The 21,490-nt window shown below is 43.4% G+C and carries 15 protein-coding genes; all 15 read right to left on the bottom strand.

What is annotated here, in order from left to right:
* Positions 1-2,034, bottom strand: coding sequence for a DNA mismatch repair endonuclease MutL (gene mutL, locus BK582_RS14100; protein WP_078595673.1), 2,034 nt, complete (start codon positions 2,032-2,034; stop codon positions 1-3).
* A 53-nt stretch (positions 2,035-2,087) separates the two neighbouring features.
* Entirely contained in the window at positions 2,088-4,742 is a 2,655-nt protein-coding gene (mutS, locus tag BK582_RS14095) for a DNA mismatch repair protein MutS (RefSeq protein ID WP_078598018.1), read from the bottom strand.
* Between the two features lie 84 nt (positions 4,743-4,826).
* The gene (locus BK582_RS14090) at positions 4,827-5,888 is read right to left on the bottom strand and encodes a putative amidoligase domain-containing protein (protein ID WP_078595672.1); all 1,062 of its coding nucleotides are present in this window, start codon (positions 5,886-5,888) and stop codon (positions 4,827-4,829) included.
* Between the two features lie 182 nt (positions 5,889-6,070).
* Positions 6,071-6,643, bottom strand: coding sequence for an outer spore coat protein CotE (locus tag BK582_RS14085; protein WP_078595671.1), 573 nt, complete (start codon positions 6,641-6,643; stop codon positions 6,071-6,073).
* Positions 6,644-7,218: 575 nt separating this feature from the next.
* Complete coding sequence (locus tag BK582_RS14080) at positions 7,219-7,641, bottom strand: YlbF/YmcA family competence regulator (RefSeq protein WP_078595670.1); 423 nt, start codon at positions 7,639-7,641, stop codon at positions 7,219-7,221.
* A complete protein-coding gene (gene miaB / locus BK582_RS14075) occupies positions 7,641-9,188 on the bottom strand; it encodes a tRNA (N6-isopentenyl adenosine(37)-C2)-methylthiotransferase MiaB (protein ID WP_078595669.1) in 1,548 nt (515 codons plus the stop codon). The genes BK582_RS14080 and miaB overlap by 1 nt, the downstream gene beginning before the upstream one ends.
* Positions 9,189-9,385: 197 nt before the next feature.
* Positions 9,386-10,561: a glycine C-acetyltransferase gene (locus tag BK582_RS14070; RefSeq protein ID WP_078595668.1), complete on the bottom strand. Its 1,176-nt coding sequence runs from the start codon at positions 10,559-10,561 to the stop codon at positions 9,386-9,388.
* 24 nt (positions 10,562-10,585) lie between these two features.
* A complete protein-coding gene (tdh, locus tag BK582_RS14065; RefSeq protein ID WP_078595667.1) occupies positions 10,586-11,629 on the bottom strand; it encodes an L-threonine 3-dehydrogenase in 1,044 nt (347 codons plus the stop codon).
* Positions 11,630-11,992: 363 nt separating this feature from the next.
* The gene (locus BK582_RS14060; protein ID WP_078595666.1) at positions 11,993-12,859 is read right to left on the bottom strand and encodes a 2-oxoacid:ferredoxin oxidoreductase subunit beta; all 867 of its coding nucleotides are present in this window, start codon (positions 12,857-12,859) and stop codon (positions 11,993-11,995) included.
* A 1-nt stretch (position 12,860) separates the two neighbouring features.
* Entirely contained in the window at positions 12,861-14,603 is a 1,743-nt protein-coding gene (locus BK582_RS14055; protein ID WP_078595665.1) for a 2-oxoacid:acceptor oxidoreductase subunit alpha, read from the bottom strand.
* Between the two features lie 337 nt (positions 14,604-14,940).
* Entirely contained in the window at positions 14,941-15,201 is a 261-nt protein-coding gene (locus tag BK582_RS14050) for a stage V sporulation protein S (protein ID WP_078595664.1), read from the bottom strand.
* A gap of 170 nt (positions 15,202-15,371) precedes the next feature.
* Positions 15,372-16,166 carry a TIGR00282 family metallophosphoesterase gene (locus tag BK582_RS14045; RefSeq protein WP_078595663.1) on the bottom strand — a complete coding sequence of 265 codons (795 nt, stop codon included), beginning with the start codon at positions 16,164-16,166 and terminating at the stop codon, positions 15,372-15,374.
* A gap of 501 nt (positions 16,167-16,667) precedes the next feature.
* Entirely contained in the window at positions 16,668-18,230 is a 1,563-nt protein-coding gene (gene rny, locus BK582_RS14040; RefSeq protein WP_078595662.1) for a ribonuclease Y, read from the bottom strand.
* 427 nt (positions 18,231-18,657) lie between these two features.
* A complete protein-coding gene (gene recA / locus BK582_RS14035) occupies positions 18,658-19,701 on the bottom strand; it encodes a recombinase RecA (RefSeq protein ID WP_078595661.1) in 1,044 nt (347 codons plus the stop codon).
* A gap of 207 nt (positions 19,702-19,908) precedes the next feature.
* Positions 19,909-21,489 (bottom strand): DEAD/DEAH box helicase, encoded by a 1,581-nt coding sequence (locus tag BK582_RS14030; RefSeq protein ID WP_078595660.1) that lies wholly within the window; start codon positions 21,487-21,489, stop codon positions 19,909-19,911.
* Position 21,490 lies beyond the last annotated feature (1 nt).

The raw sequence follows: 21,490 nt of genomic DNA, 5'->3' as shown, positions 1-21,490 counted from the left end.
TTACATAATCCGTTTAAACATGCGCTCCATTTCATAGGTGGAGTACTGAATAATGACAGGCCGCCCATGGGGACAGGTGTATGGTTCCTCACATGTACGCAGCGTTTCCAGAAGGCGGAATATCTCATCTTTAGTTAAATACCTGTTGGCTTTGATGGCAGATTTACACGACATCAATATTGCTGCTTCTTCCCGAAGCTTCCCTATATCAACAGTCTCCTTATCTTTAACCTGCTCCAGCATTGCTTCGATAAGTTCCTGTTCACGGCCCTTTGGAAACCAGGCCGGATGGGAACGGACAAGATATGTTCTTGAGCCAAAGGGTTCCAGAACAATCCCCGCCTTCTCTAAAAGATGCCCCCGCTCTTTGACTCTTTCCTCTTCCGCCTGGGTGAGTTCTACTGTAAGAGGAACGAGAAGATCCTGAAGTTCAGGAGCTGTCTTTGCCAGTTTCTCTCTGTAATACTCGTAATTAATTCTCTCCTGCGCCGCATGCTGATCGATAATATATAGTCCATTCTCATTCTGGGCAAGTATATAAGTGCCATGGAGCTGACCGATCGGATACATAACAGGCAGCTCCTTTTCATCAACCGGGGAACTACCCGAGTTAACCTGTCCAGGTGCTTCCAGCTCTTCCTGAGAAGTATCGCTGTCACGCTCCTGAATTACAGAGGTGTCTACAGCTTGCTCCATTTCCGTTTCACTGGTCCCTGGATTGAAACTGCTGCCTTTCTGTTCTTCCTGCTGATGCTGTGGAGTATGAAAAGCTGTATTGGCTGAATTTACTGGATATCCAGCGTTCTCTGCTTCTGCCTGAGAAACGGAAGTATGTTCGGTCTCACTGTTCAATCCTGACATTGCAGGGATGTTTGCCGCCTCACCAACCTTCTTCCCAGAAGGATAGTCCGCTCCATCTTTATATTCTGCGGTCTGCTCCTTTGCTTCTTTCCCCTGGACACTGTCTCCAGCGTCATGGCTCAGCTGAAAAGAAAGCTGTTCCGACTGCTGTTTTTTTATCCTCGGTGCGTTGACTTCAGGAATGAGCCTTGTCTTTTGAAAAACTTTTTTAATCGCTTCCGTCACAAGCTCCTGCAACGCCTGCTCTTTACTGAGTCGGACTTCCAGCTTTGATGGATGTACGTTCACATCGATTAAAATCGGATCCATGTTAATTTTCAGCACTGCAATTGGAAATTTTCCAATTGGCAGCAGGGTGTGAAACCCTTCCTGGACAGCCTTCATCAGTGGAAAGCTACGAATATACCTGCCGTTTATGATCGTGGTCATATAAGACCGGTTTGACCTCGTCACTTCCGGGAGTGCCATATAGCCTTCTATTTTAAAATCGAGTGATTCGGCTTCCAGAGGCAGCATTTTTTTAGCAGTTCCTGATCCATATATAGCAGCGATCACCCTGAGGAGATCTCCGTTTCCGGCCGTCTTCAGCAGCGGTTTCCCATTGTGTGTAAGATGGAAAGAAATCTCCGGATGCGCGAGTGCCATCCTGTTTAACACATCGGAAATATGCCCAAGTTCGGTAGGGATCGTCCGCAAGTATTTTAACCGGGCGGGAGTATTATAAAACAGTTCAGATACCGCTATTTCCGTACCTTTTCTTGGTGGGGAAGAACCCTTGTGGAGAATTTTTCCTCCTTCAAGTTTTATCTCGCTCCCATGGCTGCCTCCGTTGCTCGTTTTCATCGTCACTTTTGCTACAGAAGCTATACTTGGCAGCGCCTCCCCCCGGAATCCAAGTGTGGCGATTCGGAAGAGATCCTTGTCATTTCTGATTTTACTGGTGGCATGCCGGTAAAAAGCAGTCTCAAGATCATCTTCTTCAAGGCCGTCCCCGTCATCAAGTACCCGGATGAGAGACAGCCCTCCTTCTTCAATATCGACACGAATTTGAGAACTGCTCGCATCAATTGCATTTTCCACGAGCTCTTTTACTACAGAGGCGGGCCGCTCCACCACTTCACCAGCTGCTATCTTATTGGAAAGCTGATCATCCAGCTGAAATATTTTACCCATTGTCCCACCACCTTTTTCTAAGAACTTCTATTGCTAATTTACTCTGCCGGAGCCTAATCCTGTCTTCCCATTGCTTTACGCTGCAGTTTGTCCAGCAGCTGAATTGCTTCAATCGGACTAACATGCAAGAGATTTAACGACTGGAGCTCCTGAATGATTTTCTTTTCTTCTTCGGAGAGCTGCTTACCGGTGTCTTCATGGACTTTGGCGGATATTTTCTCTTCCGATGGTTCCTCACCAAATAAAGTCAGCTGCATAATTCCGTTTTTGGATTCTTCCTGTTCAGGGACCGCTTCCGAAGCAATCTGTTTTTCTGAACGAATCGCTGTATGCTGCTCATTCTCAAACTCATGCAGAATTGTTTTCGCTCTGGAAATGAGTCTGGAAGGAAGTTCAGCAAGCTCGGCCACATAGATTCCGTAGCTTCTGTCAGCTGCTCCGTCAACCACTTTATGAAGGAAAACAACTTTACCGTCCTCTTCCATAGCAGAAACATGAACGTTCTTTAGTTTCGGCAAATTGTCAGCAAGCGAAGTTAATTCATGGTAGTGGGTGGAAAACAAAGTTTTTGCCCCGATCTCATCATGAATGTATTCTACAATAGCCTGTGCAAGGGCCATCCCGTCATATGTGGATGTACCACGCCCGATTTCGTCGAGGAGAATCAGGCTTTTATCTGTTGAACGGGAAACAGCATGCTTTGTTTCCAGCATTTCTACCATAAAGGTACTCTGCCCCTGGGCGAGATCATCAGCAGCGCCAATTCTTGTGAAAATCTGGTCAAATACCGGCAGCACTGCGGAACTTGCAGGGACGTACGAACCGATTTGCGCCATTACGGAAACGAGCGCAAGCTGGCGCATATATGTACTTTTACCAGCCATATTAGGGCCTGTAATAAGCAGCATGGACTCTTCCTCATCAAGGATAATGTCATTACTTACATATTCGCCCTGGTCGATCATCTTTTCAACAACCGGGTGCCGGCCATCCTTTATATAAACCCCGCCTTCCGGATGGATTTCAGGCTTTACATACCTGTTTTGCTCTGCCACTTCCCCGAAGCTCTGCAGAACATCAAGGGTACTCAGTACAACGGCAAGCTCCTGCAGAGGCCGGATAAACAGTTTTACCTGTTCACGGAGTTCCATAAATAATTCATACTCCAGCTTTTCACTTTTCTCCTCTGCTTCAAGGATTAATGCTTCTTTTTCTTTCAGCTCTTCCGTAATGAACCGTTCCGCATTAGCGAGCGTTTGCTTTCTCTCATATCTTCCCTCCGGAAGTAAACCAAGGTTGGAACGTGTTACTTCTATATAATAGCCAAACACTTTATTAAATCCGATTTTAAGAGATTTGATGCCTGTTTCCTGCCGCTCCTTCTGCTCAAGGGACGCGATCCATGTTTTACCGTTCCTCATCGCATCACGGTATTCATCTAATGCTGCATTAAAGCCATCCTTAATTATTTCACCTTCTGTTATGGATACAGGGGGATCTTCTTGAATGCTCTGGTCAAGGAGCTGTTCCAGATCGCTGCAGTCATCCACTCCGTTTATAAGAGAGGAAGCAAACTCATTAGAAAGGCCTTTTACAGTTTCAAATATTTGCGGCACTGCCCTCAGAGATCTCTTCAGCTGAATCATATCCCTTGCATTCACGTTGCCGAAAGCTACTTTTCCTGCTAGTCGTTCCAGATCGTATACACCGCTCAGCTGTTCTTTCAGTGTTTCTCTTTCAAAGAAATGCTCTATTAATGCTTCTACAAGACCATGCCTTTGCTCTATGGCAGTCTTTGAAACAAGGGGGCGTTCCAGCCATTGTTTCAGCAGCCGGCCTCCCATAGCTGTTTCCGTTTTATCAAGCACCCATAAAAGGGACCCTTGTTTTTTCTTATCCCGCATGGTTTCAGTCAGCTCAAGGTTTCTCTTTGAATGAGCGTCAAGCCCCATAAACTCACCAGGCAGAAAGTAAACGGCCGGCTTTAAATGTTCCAGGCTTCTTTTTGTTGTACGGTTTACATACTGAATCAGCCGCCGGCATGCTTCTCCTGCCTTTTCATCTTCTATCTCATCGAGAAGCAGGCCTGTAATACTTTCTCCACCAAGTTCCTCCTCATAAGAAACCGTAACACCAAGCCTTTGCTTTAGTTCTTTCTGGTCATCTTCAGGGAAAGCGGAGGATAGCACTATTTCTTTCGCTTTGAACTTAGCCGCCTGATGAATGAGGTCTTCCAGACTGCCTGTGAGAACCGTTGCAAGAAATTCACCTGTTGACATATCTGCGGCAGCCAGGGCGAACTTATTTTCTGAAAAAGCGGATACGCAAAGAAGATAATTATTTTCTTTTTCAGACAGCATGGTCCCTTCCATAACAGTTCCAGGTGTTATAACCTGAACTACTTCTCTCCTTACTACCCCTTTCGCGTGCTGCGGGTCCTCCGTCTGTTCACAAATAGCCACTTTATAGCCTTTATTAATTAACTGTGATATGTATGATTCCGCCGAATGGTATGGTACACCGCACATAGGGATACTGTCTTCCCCTTTTCCACGGCGAGTTAAAGTGATCTCAAGTTCTTTTGCAGCTTTTTTTGCATCTTCAAAAAACAGCTCGTAAAAGTCACCGAGACGAAAAAATAAAAAGGCATCATCGTATTCTGCCTTAATTCGTAGATACTGCTCTATCATAGGAGTTGGTTTTGTAATTGCCATTTTTACCCTCCGTACTTATTTTCCAAATAACAGACATAATTAGTCATAAACCAATTATAACATACGTTTTTCGATCTGCTAATCTGTTAATTCTTTCAGAAAATGCTGCCAGTCTTCCAGTCTCACATCTTCATTTTTTGTTAAGTAAGAGGAGATCTTCTCAAAGCTTTCCTGCGCCGCTCTTTTTAATTGCTGCCTGTCTCCTGTGTAGTATGCTTTGGCGGTTTCGTCAGATACTGGAAAAGCAGGCAGAGTTTCATTAAAAAGTAAAGTTTCTGACCACTGAAAAAATGGAAGCCCGTTATCAATTAAATGGAACCATGTTGGCAGGCTACGGTATTCAAACCCATTAAATTTATTGACCCGGCAGGCTCCAAGCCGCCCATATGTCTGCCTTCTTGATAGAGAAGAAGATATCTGAGCCGAGGCCAGAGGTATCGTAAGCAGTGAATCCAGAAGAGAAATTCTCCTGTATGTCGGCTTCTGGCTGGAAACATGGAGATGTCCCCCGAGCATAAACCGTCCGACTGGATTTTCTTCACATATGATTTCCAGTTTTTTCGCCCTCGCTTTTGACTCGATTATCCGTTTCAATCGGCGAAATTCTTCATGAAGTGCTTTCCCAGCAGGCTGGGGCCTTGCTCTCAGTTCAATGACTGGCTGATAAAAATGATGGTTTTTTCTTATTAATGCCTGGTCAACCCCGATTTCCTTTTGAAAATCATACTGCATAGGAACTGCTGTAAATCTGCCTGTTGTTTTGTTCAGAAGCATGATTTCCAGATCAGCCCCTAAAAGTGATAATGGGCTCTCAGCGGCATTTTCGTCTTTTGATTCTATTTCCCGTGCTGTTTTAGCTTCAGTAAGAGATACTATGCCCAGCTCTTTCCCTTTACGCTGTACTGTTGCTGTGAAATGGGGTATGCCGGAATAGTAAGCTGCCATCATTGCCAGATCGAGCATGTCTTTTCCGGAATAAAATTTTGAAACATCTTTTTGCCGGTGGATCCGGTGGCACTTATTTTCTGCGTCTGAAAATTCAATTGTAAAAGGAACGAATTCCTCTCCAGTAACGGTTAACTGAACAGCAGTGGGTTCCTTTTTTATTGTTTTAACATAATGCTGCTCCCACGGTTTCACGTTTTCCCCTCCTTCCTGGCTTATGTTGAGTCGTGCGGCAAAAAAGGTTGTCCTGTTTTCCTTTATGAAACTGAATGTTTCTGGCTTGGAGGATTTCCAGCTATATACTGACCGGCACTATATTGCAGATTATTTTAATACAAAAGAAATAAGGAAGAAGACCACTCTTCTTCCCTGGCAGACTATTCTTCTAAATCACCCATGAGGAAGTTCGGGTCAAGATCCTCAAAGTCTTCATCTTCTACATCATAATCCCAGACTTTCTCATCCCAGTCATCACTGATTCCATCAGGGTTTACATATACACAAACCTTTGTTTCCCCGATCACTTCTACAAGGAATTCCCTCTCTACCTGGACATTTACATCGTTTCCATTTGAAGCGATGGTAGCTTCCAGCGTATTGGGCTGCTGTATGGCTCTGGCAACTACTTCCATTTGGTTTGAAAGGACGTTTTTATCCTGCATTGTAAGAGGAACTACATCCTTATAATAAACCGTCTCAGTCGCCACGTTCGTTTTCGTATTGTTGCTGTAGGAGTACCAAATGTTGCAATCGTAATGGCCGTTAATCTCAATTGCGTCTCCTTTTTTCACTGCCTCATATTTGTGGTTAATGATCCAGCATCCTAAAATACTTGAAGGCTGCTGTGCAGGTGTGATAGCGTGGCTCGCCTGCGAAAACTTTCTTCCTTTGCCGCATACGGCTTTCGTTATTATCTCTCTGTAATTTAGCTCTCTGTCTGCTGGTGACATGCTTTTCCCTCCTCAAACAATTGATTGACGCGCAGCAAACTAAAAATCTTAAAAATCAAGACGGTTTCACTTGCATCATATGCAAGACAAATGACCAATGTGTCAATTAATCTCTGCCTAATTCATCGTATGAAGAAGATGAAAAAATAGTTCTTGGATTTCTTTTTTCAAGTTTGAGAGAAAAAGAAAACAAGATACCAGCACTCATTAGCATGCACTCTCCTCCACAGTTCAATTATTTATATGACGTCAAGACGAGGTTCATGAATGAGAATTGTTTTTTTTGATTTATTTATTAAATATTATACGGTACGTGAAATATTTTGATCGGAGGATTATTTGTCGTAGGCTTTACCAATATATCGGCGAAATTGTTTTTTTATCGGCGAAGTGGGGTGATTTATCGGCGAAATATTAATTTTATCGGCGAAATCACCTGGTTTATCGGCTAAAATCCAATACATGGTAAACCCATAGCTGAAGAACTGCCATAAACCAGCTGCCTGCCGCCTCTCCTGTGCAACATAAAAACCACCGCCCCGAAGAACGATGGTTTCCGTATTTTTTATTAAATACTAGCAGCCGTGAGAGTCAAACGGACTCTTTGTAGTAGTCCCTTTGAGCAAATCTCCGCCAGTTGACTTAATAATTTCGTTTGTTACTGTATTGGAAATAGTGCTGCTTACAAGCTGAAGCAGATTATTCACTTCCTGCTGTGACTGCTTAAATTCCTTTACGAGAGGAATGCTGTCCAGCTCATCCTGCAGTGCATCAATTTTCTCCTCCACAGCTTTCAAAGCTTCTGTTTTCTGGTAATGCTGAAGATTTACCGCTTCTTTCTGTTCCGATTTAATTTTTCCGATGATCTCCTGCACTTTCAGATGCTCATTAATCTGCAGCTCTGCACGTTTGAAGAAATCTACCTCTTCTGTCTCAGCGATCATCTTAGCTAGTTCTTTCGCGCGGTCTACAACTTCCTGTTTTGAATAATTTCCCATTAGTTTTTCACCTCTGCCGTTTCTGCTGCCTGGCCATCCAGTGACCATGACTTAGCTTCTGTTATTTTTACGTTTACAAGCTGGCCAATTGCTGATTTCGGCCCTTTAAAGTTAACAAGTTTGTTAGTTCTTGTACGTCCGGAAAGAACATCAGGGTTTTTCTTGCTTTCCCCTTCTACAAGAACTTCAACAACCCGTCCTTCGTATTCTTTATTTTTTCTCGCCGAAATTTCATTAACCACTTCGTTCAGCCTGGCCAGACGCTCTCTCTTCACTTCCATTGGTACATTATCCTGCATTTTGGCAGCCGGAGTGCCTTCACGAGGTGAATAAATGTATGTGTATGCACTGTCATACTCCATTTCTTTCACAAGGGAAAGGGTATCCTCAAACTGCTCCTCTGTTTCATTCGGGAATCCGACAATGATATCAGTTGTAAAGGAAGCATGTGGTATAGCTTTTTTAATTTTATTTGCGAGCGTTACATATTGCTCACGTGTATATTTTCTTGCCATCAGCTTCAGCACTTCACTGTTGCCGCTTTGGACAGGCAGATGAATATGCTCTACAAGGTTCCCGCCTTTGGCAAGAACTTCGATTAAATGATCATCAAAGTCCCTCGGATGGCTCGTTGTAAACCTTACCCGCGGTATATCGATCTTACGGATCTCGTCCATTAAATCCCCGAGTCCGTATTCCATATCCGCCAGGTCTTTGCCGTAGGCGTTCACATTCTGACCGAGAAGCGTGATTTCTTTATAGCCATTTCGTGCAAGGTGGCGCACTTCTTCGATAATATCTTCAGGGCGGCGGCTTCGTTCTTTCCCACGTGTATACGGAACGATACAGTACGTACAGAATTTATCGCACCCATACATAATGTTAACCCAGCCCTGAAACTGTCCTTTACGTGCACGGGGCATATTTTCAATGATGTCCCCTTCTTTTGACCATACTTCAACAACCATTTCTTTGTTAAAAATAGCGTTTTGCAGCAGTGTCGGAAGGCGGTGAATATTATGCGTCCCAAAAATCAGGTCAACGTGCTGGTGCTTCTGGAGAATTCTGTTTACTACAGCTTCTTCCTGTGACATACAGCCGCAGACACCGACAATAAGCTCGGGACGGTCCCGTTTAAGTGTTTTTAAATGGCCAATTTCACCAAAAACTTTATTTTCAGCATTTTCTCTGATAGCGCATGTATTAAGAAGGATAACATCTGCATCTTCTGTGCTGGAAGTGGACTGAAATCCCATGTTCAGAAGGATTCCTGCCATATTTTCCGAATCATGTTCATTCATCTGGCAGCCGTAAGTGCGGATCAGAAACTTCTTTCCTTTTCCGATCCCTTTCATATTTTCAGGAATATCAAAATCATAATGGATTTCAACATCTTCTTTTCCGCGTTTCTTTGCCTTTTTCAGGTCAGGCGCTACATAGGTCGTCTGAAAATATTGGGAATAGTCTTTTTCCAGTCCGGATTTTTTGTCCGCGGAAACAGATCCTTCCAGAGTCTGCGTCTGCTGTTTTCGCTGTTCTTCATTCATTTATACCGAAACTCCTTTTTTGGATTTTTTTCAGACTTTCATTGGATATATGTCTCACAACCTATAAGTATAAAGGGTTTTTCGCTGAATCACAATAGCAGGGTGGGCCCGTTCATTTTTTCGACACAAAAAGGAAGACTGACCTGCAAGCCATAATACAAAACAGCTTTTAAAGTCAGTCTTCCTGTTAAACTCGATTAGATTAACCCAAGTTCTTTCCCTGCTTTTTCAAATGCATCAAGAGCTTCCTGAAGCTGTTCCTTCGTGTGCTCTGCCGTTACGATCGTGCGGACACGGGCAGATCCTTTAGGAACTGTCGGGAATGCGATTCCCTGGGCAAAAACGCCGTAAGTTAACAGTTTGTCAGACAGTTCATGAGATTTTGCACCGTCTCCTACAAGAACAGGAGTGATTGGCGTATCGCTTCTGCCTGTCTTAAATCCAAGTTTATGAAGTCCTTCTTTAAAGAATTTTGTGTTATCCCACAGACGATCAATTCTTTCCGGCTCTTCCAGTAATATATCGATGGCTTCAGAACATGCCGCAGTTACTGCCGGAGGATGGGAAGTGCTGAAAAGAAACGGACGTCCTTTATGGATCAGGTAGTCTCTTACAGCCTGTGTGCTGGCAATATAGCCTCCAAGTACTCCAATTGCTTTACTAAGCGTCCCAACCTGGATATGAACGCGGCCGTTAAGATCAAAGTGATCTACAGATCCACGTCCGTTGCGACCGAGAACACCGCTGGAATGAGCATCGTCCACCATAATGAGTGCATCATATTTTTCACACAGTTCTACGATTTCAGGAAGAGGAGCGATGTTTCCATCCATGGAAAATACTCCGTCAGTTACTACGAGACGTTTACGGTAACCCTGGGATTCCTTAAGTGCTTCCTCAAGACTTTCCATGTCCACATGCTTATAAATTTTTCTTGCAGCTTTTGTAAGACGGATACCGTCAATAATAGAAGCGTGGTTTAGCTCATCGGAAATCACTACGTCTTCTTTTGTTAAAATAGATGACAGAATTGCCTGGTTAGCTGTAAAACCTGATTGCAGCACGAGCGTTGCTTCTGTGTGCTTAAATTCAGCAAGTTTTTTCTCAAACTCTTCGTGCATAGAGAAGGTACCTGCAATAGTTCTTACGGAACCAGTACCTGCACCGTATTTTTCAGCCGCTTTTACTGCAGCTTCTTTCATACGGGGGTGCGCTGTCAATCCTAAATAGTTGTTTGAAGAGAGCTGTATAACTTCTTTCCCGTTAATTACTACTGTAGCTGCCTGGTCTGATTCTAAAGGCACTAAAGAGCGAAATACTCCTTCTTCCTTCATTTCCTGCAATTCCTGTTCTAAATACTCAAAACCTTTCATTAGTACAGTCCTCCCTTTTTTCACTTATGGGTGTAATACCACTTTTCCACATTTTCCTGCTTTCATCAAGTCAAAACCCTTTTCAAATTCTTCTAAAGGAAAGTGATGGGTAATCATTGGCTTTACGTCAACCTGACCTGAGCTTAGCAGGCCGGAAACTTGCTGCCATGTTTCGTACATTTTGCGTCCTGTAATACCCTGGACAGTGATTCCTTTAAACACAATATCATTTGTAACATCGATTTCAACCGGTCTTACCGGTAGGCTTAAAATAGATACGCGCCCGCCGTTTGTAACCATTTTGAAACCTTGATCCATAGCAATCGGGTGGCCGCTCATTTCACAAATCACGTCTATTCCGTTTCCGTCAGTAAGCCTGGACGCAACTTCAAGTGGATCTTCATTTTTGGAATTGACGATCGTTGTTGCTCCCATTTCTTTCGCAAGTTCAAGGCGGTAATCGTTCAGGTCAAAAGCGATAACCTGTGATGCGCCCGCTGCTTTTGCAACTCCGACAGCCATGATGCCAATCGGCCCGCAGCCAATAACGGCAACTGTTTTACCTGCCACGTCTCCAGCCAGCACTGTATGCACAGCGTTTCCAAACGGCTCCTGTACACTAGCCACGTCGAAAGGCAGTGCCGGATCGTTTTTCCACATGTTTTCTGCTGGAAGTGCTACATACTCTGCAAAACAGCCGTTACGGTCCACACCGATAATCTCTGTGTTTGCGCAAATATGGGCCTGGCCGGTTAAACATTGCGGGCAGTGTCCGCAAACAATATGTGTTTCTGCTGATACATGGTCCCCTACTTCTACATTCTTTACAAGTTTCCCTTTTTCCACTACTACTCCTGCAAATTCGTGGCCGAATACATAAGGAGGCTTGACCCTGCTTTGGGACCATTCATCCCATGTATAAATATGAAGGTCAGTGCCGCAGATAGAGGTTGCTTTCACTTTAATAAGAACTTCCTGGTCTCCGATTTCCGGAACTGGTACTTCTCTGAGAACAGCACCTGGAGCTCTGTCTTCCTTCACGATCGCTTTCATCATTTTCTTCTCCATTTGTTTCCCACCTTTATAAAATAAATATGATTGCTTTTATACGATCTTATGAATCTATTATTTTGTAGGTTGATTCAATTTATTTTAGCACGGGGGCGTGTATTCGTAAACAGAACAGTCCATGGAGTATGGACAAAAATATAAAAGAGTAGTTGGTTATCAGGCGAAAAATTTCTTTTCGCCGATAAATTGTAAATTTCGCCGATATATTTCGTATTTCGCCGATAAAATAATGATTTCGCTGATAAATGCGAAAACTTCGCCGATAAATCAATAACGCTGATGTTTTTCCAGCCCACGACCAGCATCTCAGACTTTTTAAAACAAAAAAGATGCCGAATTTGGCATCGTTTTTGTTACTTATTACATAAATTCATTTACAAGTTTTTCAAATTGCTCTTCACCCAGTTCAAGATCCTGGCTGGCAAGAGGCTCATCTTTAAATCCACTTACAAGAGATTCATAGGACGGCTTTTCTTTATCCTGATAAATCAGACCTTTAACAAGGCCGTTATGCTTGATAAGTGTGCTCATAGCTGAAGCACGGTCTGCAGGATCGTAGCCTTCTATATCTGATAGTGAAGTGAGATTTTCTTTAAACCAATCATATGTGTTCACCTTATTGAAGGTAACGCATGGGCTGAATACGTTAATTAAGGAGAAGCCTTTATGCTCGATCCCCTGTTCGATGAGGGAGGTAAGTTCCTTCAGGTCACTGGAGAAACTCTGGGCGACAAATCCGGCACCTGCAGACAGGGCCAGCTCCATTACACCAAGTGCAGATTCAATGGAACCGTTTGGTGTACTCTTCGTCTTGAATCCCATCTCACTTCTTGGGGAAGTCTGCCCTTTTGTCAGTCCGTAAATCTGGTTATCCATGACAATATAAGTAACATCGATATTACGGCGGATCGCATGGATTGTGTGGCCCATACCGATAGCAAAACCGTCTCCATCACCACCGGACGCGATAACTGTCAAATCACGGTTGGCCATTTTCACGCCTTGTGCGATTGGAAGTGAGCGCCCGTGAATGCCGTGGAAGCCGTAGGAGTTAATATAGCCTGATATCCTTCCTGAACAGCCGATACCGGAAACTACAGCAAGATCATCAGGTGTTATCCCAACATTAGCTGCCGCACGCTGAATAGCAGCCTGTACGGAAAAATCTCCGCACCCTGGGCACCAGTTAGGTTTTACATTGTTTCGGAAGTCTTTAAAGGTAGCCATATTAGAACAACTCCTTGCATTTCGTATGAATTTCTGCCGGAAGGAACGGATTTCCGTCGTATTTTAAAATTGAGTGAATATCCTGCATCGCAAGATTCATCTTAATCAGGCTGGCAAGCTGCCCTGTCGCATTATTTTCCACAACTACAACTTTTTTCGCCTTTTTCACCATTTCCTGTACCTCATCTGCAGGGAACGGATGAAGAAGCCTGATTTGTCCATGGTTGACTTTCAGACCGTCTGCTTCTAGGCGGGGAAGCACTTCCTGGATAGTCCCTCTTGTGGAGTTGAATCCAAGAACGAGAAGGTCCGCTTCTTCATGGCGCTCATCTTTATATACTGGATCAGGGAAAACTTCTGTAAGATTATTTAACTTTCTCATGCGCTTATCCATCTGCGCCTCACGATTTTCAGGCGCTTCCGAAGGTTTACCCTGTTCATTGTGTTCGACACCAGTCACGTGGAAAATTCCGTTTTTCATGCCTGGAAGTACACGAGGGGAAACCCCGTCTTCCGTTACTTCATAACGCTTGAAGTACTGTCCTTTTTCCAGCTCTGGTAATTCTGTATTTAAATCCAGCTTTCCTCTGCGGATTTCGACTTTGCTGAAATCCAGCGGCTCAACCGACTGTTTTCCAAGAGAAAGAGCAAGATCGGACAGGAGGATAACCGGCACCTGATACTCTTCCGCGATATTAAAAGCTTCAATAGTGTCATAGAACGCTTCCTCAACTGTAGAAGGAGCTATAACCACTTTTGGAATTTCACCGTGAGTCCCGTAAATCATTGCAAAGAGGTCCGACTGTTCCTGTTTAGTCGGAAGTCCTGTACTCGGTCCGCCTCGCTGCGTATCAACAACTACTAATGGCGTTTCGGTAATTCCGCTAAGCCCGATAGCTTCCATCATTAATGACAGGCCTGGGCCAGCAGATGCTGTTAGACTTCTTACCCCAGCATAATTGGCGCCAATCGCCATCGTACACGCTGCAATTTCATCCTCAGTCTGAATAACAGTACCGCCGAATTCCGGAAGCTTTTTAATTAAATATTCCATGATTTCAGATGCTGGTGTAATTGGATAAGCCGGCATAAAACGCGCCCCTCCGGCAACGGCACCTAATGCAATCGCGTCGTTTCCAATCATGTACATCCGCTTCTGACCATCTGCTTTTTCAAGCTGGAAGTCACCTGTAAGACCCTCTGCTTCATTCGTAAAATACTCCATTCCTTTTACGATGGCCTGCATATTTTTCTCTACTACAGATGCGCCTTTTCTGGCAAATATCTGATCAACTACACTTTGGAAAACTTCCGCCTTCAGGCCAAGCAGCGCGCTCGTTGCACCAACTGCCACCATATTTTTCATCAGAGATGTCCCCAGCTCTGTTGCAATCTCTGTAAATGGCACTGAATAAAGTCTTGCATTACATCCTTCCGGAAGCTTTGGTGAAAACTTGCTGTCCCCAATAATTACCCCTTTGCTGCTAAGTTCATGGTGGTTTAAATCTATCGTTTCCTGATCAAAAGCTACTAAAATATCTAAATCATCTGATATAGAATTCATCGGTTCGATGCTCACGCGAATTTTATTATTCGTGTGGCCCCCTTTAATACGTGAAGAAAAGTGGCGATACCCATACAGGAAATAACCTTGACGGCTTAAAGCCGTTGAAAAAATTTCTCCTGTACTTTCAATTCCCTCTCCTTGCTGTCCGCCAACTTTCCAGGAAAGCTGCTTGATCATTTGTCAATACACCCCTTTTAGCATTTAAAAAGTCTCATTGAAATTATGCTTGCTTACACATTGTTATGTACTTCGCCAGAAAAGTACTCGTTCCCCCTCACAAAAGACCCTGCATCCTGTGCCACAGAACAACACGGAATGTAAACAGGTAAAATATGTAAGCACATACGTTTATCTGGGTCCGGTTTTATTACTCCTTTATTGTAACACATCTTCCATCAGCCTAGAACAGAATTATCCTGATGTTCCGGTATCAAAGCAATGAAAAAGCACTGAGGCATAAACGAAAAAAAACTGCCCGGCAGCTGAGGCCGGACAGAAATTAGCAATCTTTCAATTAACGAGGTTCTATTATTAATTTAATTGCTGTACGCTCATCCCCATCAATTTGAATATCAGTAAATGCAGGAATGCAAATTAAATCGATCCCGCTCGGAGCCACAAAGCCTCTGGCTATTGCGACTGCCTTTATTGACTGATTGAGCGCACCTGCTCCTATTGCCTGAATCTCAGCTGCTCCTCTTTCTCGAATGACTCCAGCTAAAGCACCAGCGACAGAATTGGGATTAGATTTTGCTGAAACTTTTAATACTTCCACTTTCGAACCTCCTTAAGATTAAATGGTGGTTGAGAGATTAATACAACATATCGAAGCAGATATTATTTCTATAATTATTATCCACATCGCTATGATACTCAAAAAAATGGCTTATTAATTGTTTCTCTTTTTGTATATATTCGAAACCTGTTTAAATCAGAATAAGTTTTTCAGTCAAAAAAGGGCCTGTCTTCATTAATGGAAATTCTCTGGATTGATTCGGCCAGACCGGTATTATTATTCAGCGTAATAAACACTCCGTTACATTGTTCCCGCCCTCCGGTTACTTCAAACCTTCCTGGAAGATTTGTCAGAAATTTATTAATTATTACTTCTCTGTCCATCCCCAGAATTCCGTCATAAGGCCCTGTCATCCCTGCGTCTGAAATATAAGCCGTTCCTCCCGGAAGGATTCGCTCATCTGCTGTCTGGACATGTGTATGGGTGCCGACTACAGCGGAAACTCTCCCATCAAGATACCACCCAATTGCCTGTTTTTCACTCGTTGCTTCTGCATGAAAATCCAGGAATATAAAGGGAGTTTTTTTCCGTACCTCTTCTACAATATCTTCTATCACACGAAAAGGATCATCTATAGGAGGCATAAAAGTTCTGCCCTGGCCGTTTATTACGGCAATTTTTTTATTCCCTGCTTTTTTTATTACGTAGCCGGTCCCAGGGTTACCTTCCGGAAAATTTGCCGGACGCACTATGGAATCTGCATCATCTATAAAATCAAAAACTTCTTTTTTATCCCAGGCATGATTCCCTAGGGTAATTACATCAGCCCCCGCTTCACGTATCTCATGGTATATTTTATCGGTGATTCCTTTCCCGCCTGCGGCATTCTCTCCATTTACGATGGTGACATCCGGCCGGAATTTCGCTTTAATTTTTGGTAAAAATTCTTTAAGAGCATTCCTGCCAGGTGAACCGACAATATCGCCAATAAATAAAACTTTCATTTTTTACAGACTCCTTTAGTTCAATTTATGATAATTTACCCATAGAGTTTACATGAATGGTGTGTAAAATTCTATTATATGTAACGATCCGGATAATATGTTCATTATATCCATACGTTTAAAATATCCCAATGAATCAATTTCATAATTTAAGATTTTCATCTTTAAAACGAACATTATCTTAAAATGTTACTTTATTGTTCGATTAACGCTACAGACGGACGCGTTCTGCGGGCACGGCTTCAACTAATTTTTGACGGCTGAACGCCGGCAAAAATGGATTTTCAGCTTTTCATGCTTTTCCCGCAAGAACGAGCATCTTCTTCACCGCAAATGCGTCGAGTTGTCTCGACGGATATTCTACGGAGCTAAGCTGGCAGAGGAAGAGACAGTCACCGCCGTCTTACGCTGCAATCGAAAAGCAATGTCCGTCTTTTTTATTCAAAGCCTATATATGAAATTCATTCCAATATGTAAAAAATAAAGTGGCGGAAAGCCACTTTATTTTGCATACTCAACTGCCCTTGTTTCACGGATCACTGTTACTTTTATGTGACCTGGATAATCGAGTTCATCTTCAATTTTCCTGGTGATCTCACGAGCAAGCCGGTACGAATCCTCGTCGGTAATAAAGTCCGGTTTCACCATGATGCGGACTTCACGGCCAGCCTGAATAGCGTAAGTCTTTTCAACGCCCTCAAAGGACTCTGAAATTTCTTCAAGCTTTTCGAGACGCTTAATATAAGTTTCCAGCGTTTCTCTTCTCGCTCCTGGTCTGGCAGCTGATAATGCATCTGCTGCAGCAACCAGGGTTGCGATCACTGAAGTTGCTTCGGTATCTCCGTGATGTGATGCAATACTGTTAATTACTACTGGATGTTCTTTGTACTTCGTTGCAAGCTCAACACCGATTTCCACGTGGCTTCCTTCAACTTCATGATCGATTGCTTTACCTAAGTCATGCAATAAACCTGCACGACGGGCAAGCTGAACATCTTCCCCTAATTCTGCGGCCATCAGCCCGCTCAAATAAGCTACTTCCATGGAATGCTTTAACACATTCTGGCCATAACTCGTTCTGAACTTCAGTCGGCCGAGTATTTTTATAAGGTCAGGGTGGAGTCCGTGTATCCCCATTTCGAAGGTTGTCTGTTCACCGTATTCACGAATCAGTTCATCTACTTCGCGACGGGCTTTGTCCACTGTTTCTTCGATTCGTGCAGGGTGTATTCTTCCGTCCTGAACGAGTTTTTCCAGAGCCGTTTTCGCAATCTCCCGGCGAATCGGGTCGAAACCGGATAAAATTACAGCTTCCGGTGTATCATCAATAATTAAGTCTATTCCGGTTAATGTTTCAAGGGCCCGGATATTCCGCCCTTCCCGCCCGATAATTCGGCCTTTCATTTCATCGTTTGGCAGGTTTACTACTGATACTGTTGTTTCTGTTACATGGTCTGCTGCACAGCGCTGAATGGACATAGACAAAATTTCTTTTGCTTTTTTATCCGCTTCTTCTTTCGCCCTTGTTACAGCATCTTTAATCATAACAGCCTTATCGTGGGTTAATTCTTCATCCACTGATTTCATGATGATTTCACGTGCTTCATCTCTTGAGAAGCCGGAAATGCGTTCCAGTTCCAGTTGTTGTTCTTTTACCATTTCCTCGACCTTGCTATTCATCTCGTCGATTTGTTGCTGACGCTTTGACAATTCTTCTTCTCTCTTATCGAGAGCGTCCTCTTTCTTGTCTAACGTTTCACTTTTTCGGTCCAATACTTCTTCTTTTTGAACTAACCGGTTTTCCTGCTTCTGAATATCGTTGCGTCGATCCCGGACTTCACGCTCTGCTTCCATACGGATTTTATGAGCTTCATCCTTCGCTTCCAAAATCGCTTCTTTCTTGCTGGCATCTGCTTCACGCTTAGCATCTTCAACCGTTTGCTGTGCGAGATGCTCTGCACTGGAAATTTTAGCTTCTGCGATAGATTTACGAACGAAGTATCCGATCAAGATACCGATCACTGCAGTGAATAGCAAAATGAGGATTTGAACTATAATGTTCAAGATTGATTCACCTCCTCATGCTATTTCTTTGTTTGTTGCTGATTTCATTGGAATTACACATGTTCATTTTCATTAAAAAAGTATACATCCAGCACAGCTCATTCAGTATGAGTATGTGTTTAGGTAAGGCAGTATTCTTTCTAATTGTATGCTTCATAATTTACAATGTCAAGCATTGGTAAGGCGTCATTCATGCAACATTGGACAAATTATGCATTAAGATCAATAAAAAAGGGAATATTACGAGTTTACAGTTTATTTGCGAGCGGTTTCCATTACCTGTAATATTTAATACAAGAAAAATCATTCGGATTGCCTCGGGAAGCCAGCATGAATTATACAAGTGAGAAAGCCCGGACGGCTGATCTTCTGCAGAATCAGTTATCCGGGCTTTCTATTATTTGCTAAAGTCACACTCAATTATAACTTATTTAAAATCGAGAGTCATATCCTCATCTTCGGAATCCGCAGGAATTTCCTTCGGAGCATCAAGGGCGTGGTACTCTCTTATCTGCTTATCTATCGCATCTGTGATCTCAGGATTTTCCCTCAGGAACTGTTTGGCATTCTCTCTTCCCTGCCCTATACGGTCCTCGTTATAGGAATACCATGCACCGCTCTTCTGGACAATATCAAGGTCTGAGCCGATGTCGAGAATGGAGCCTTCACGGGAGATCCCCTGTCCATACATAATATCTACTTCCGCTACTTTAAACGGAGGAGCAACTTTATTCTTTACAACCTTTATTTTCGTTTTGTTACCGACCATATCATTACCCTGCTTTAACGTTTCCGCCCGGCGTACTTCAAGCCTTACAGAGGAATAGAACTTTAATGCCCGTCCGCCTGGAGTAGTTTCTGGATTTCCGAACATAACCCCGACCTTTTCACGAATCTGGTTGATGAATACTGCAATAGTCTTTGATTTGTTAATAGCTCCGGAAAGCTTACGAAGAGCCTGAGACATTAATCTTGCCTGCAAACCAACGTGGCTGTCTCCCATTTCGCCTTCAATTTCCGCTTTAGGAACAAGGGCAGCCACTGAGTCCACGACAATAATGTCGACAGCGCCGCTTCGTACAAGAGCTTCAGCGATTTCAAGAGCCTGCTCCCCTGTATCCGGCTGGGAAAGAAGAAGTTCGTCAATGTTTACACCCAGCTTCTGTGCGTATACCGGGTCGAGAGCGTGCTCAGCATCCACAAATGCAGCCTGTCCACCGTTGCGCTGAACTTCTGCTATAGCATGAAGGGCAACGGTTGTCTTACCTGAAGATTCAGGTCCGTAGATCTCTACGATTCTTCCTTTAGGGTATCCTCCGACACCAAGAGCGATATCAAGTGCCAGAGCACCACTTGATACAGTTGATACTCTTTGTTCTGCCTGTTCCCCTAGTTTCATGATTGAACCTTTACCGAACTGTTTCTCAATCTGGCGCAGGGCCATGTCCAATGCTTGTTTCCGATCTGACATGTTTCTCTCTCCTTTTATATATAAAATTGCGAAGAATGTATAAAGCAATTTAACTTTCTAATAGTATTTTAACCTATATGGATCACAATTGCAAACATTCGTTCGTGTTTTTTACAAAAAGATTTAGCTTCTGTATCTAATAATAAAACACATCCAGCTGAAGTCTTCCGGAAGGTGAGGAAGATTCAGCTGGACTCTGTTTCTGTCTTATTTCCTTTTCGGACGTGGCTTCGCAGGCTCAAGATTAATTCTTGCTCCGTTCACCCTGGAATATTTAAGCCCTTCATAAACGAACGGCGCTACCTCTTCAGGTACTTCCATAAAGGTGAAGTTTTCAAAAATATCAATTCTGCCAACTGCAGTTTCCGGAATGCCCACGAGGTGAGAAACTTCTGCCGCCAGTTTTTTCGGCGTCAGTTCAATATTACGCCCGACATTAATAAAGAATCTCGTCATGCCTTTCTGAGCACCTGTTTCTCCGAAATCATACCCATCATCATTGAGATCGTCATGATTATAGAACGCCAGTTTCATTAAGGAAGCAACAATTTTTTCAGGCGGATACTGTTCAAGCAGCTCAGAAACGATGGCATCGTACAACCCGGCTTCTTCCTCTTCGGATTCAATCATGTCAACGATCTGTCCTTTCCAGACATGCTGCTGTTTTTCAACAACTTCTTCCACGGAAGGAATCCGTTCAGAAGGGATAGTCATTTTTATTTCTGATTCAATAGAGCGGAGATGCTTCATTTCTCTCGGAGTAACGAGAGTGACAGCCGCACCTTCTCTTCCTGCTCTTCCTGTACGCCCGATCCGGTGCACATAACTCTCCGGGTCCTGAGGTATATCGTAGTTAATAACGTGGGAAACATTTTCCACATCAATACCTCTGGCAGCAACATCTGTTGCAATCAGGAATTCTACAGACGAATCCCGGAATTTCTTCATAACGAGATCACGCTGTGACTGAGTCAGGTCGCCGTGAAGGCCGTCAGCCATATACCCGCGAGCCTGAAGTGCTTCTGTCAGTTCAGCAACACCTTTTTTCGTACGGCAGAAAATGATACCAAGCTCTACATTTTCACTGTCGATTACCCGGCAGAGAGATTCAAGCTTATTTTTCTCAAGAACTTTATAATATACCTGTTTAATGGAAGGAGCGGTTACCTCCCCTTTACTTATCGTTACCTGTGTCGGGCGGTTCATATATTTATTGGACAGCTTTCTGATCGGCGGAGGCATAGTGGCCGAAAATAACAGTGTCTGCCTCTCTCTGTTTACCTGCTGAAGTATTTTTTCAATATCTTCAATAAATCCCATATCAAGCATTTCATCTGCTTCGTCAAGAATAAGAGTGTGCACACTTCTCAGCTGGAGAGTGTTTCTGCTTAAATGGTCCAGAACTCTTCCAGGAGTCCCTACAACAACCTGCACCCCTCTTTTTAAAGAGCGAATCTGATGGCCGATAGACTGGCCGCCGTATATAGGGAGAACCTGCATATTTTTATATTTGGAGAGCTTCTGCAGTTCCCCGGCTACCTGGATTGCCAGCTCTCTTGTTGGTGTCAGAATTAATGACTGGACATGCTTATCTTCTGTTACATGTTCTATTAAAGGGATACCGAAAGCAGCTGTTTTACCAGTCCCGGTCTGTGCTTGTCCGATAACATCCTGTTTTTTCAGAATTTCAGGAATTACTTTTTCCTGAATTGGCGAAGGGGCTTCAAATCCCATATCTTTAATCGCCCTTTTTATTTCACTTGCTATTTCAAAATCCTCAAATCTCATA

The sequence above is a fragment of the Evansella clarkii genome, from assembly GCF_002019695.1.
Lineage (GTDB): Bacteria > Bacillota > Bacilli > Bacillales > Salisediminibacteriaceae > Evansella > Evansella clarkii.
The sequence above is the reverse complement of the archived record's forward strand: the minus strand, read 5'-3'. Positions and strand labels throughout refer to the sequence as shown.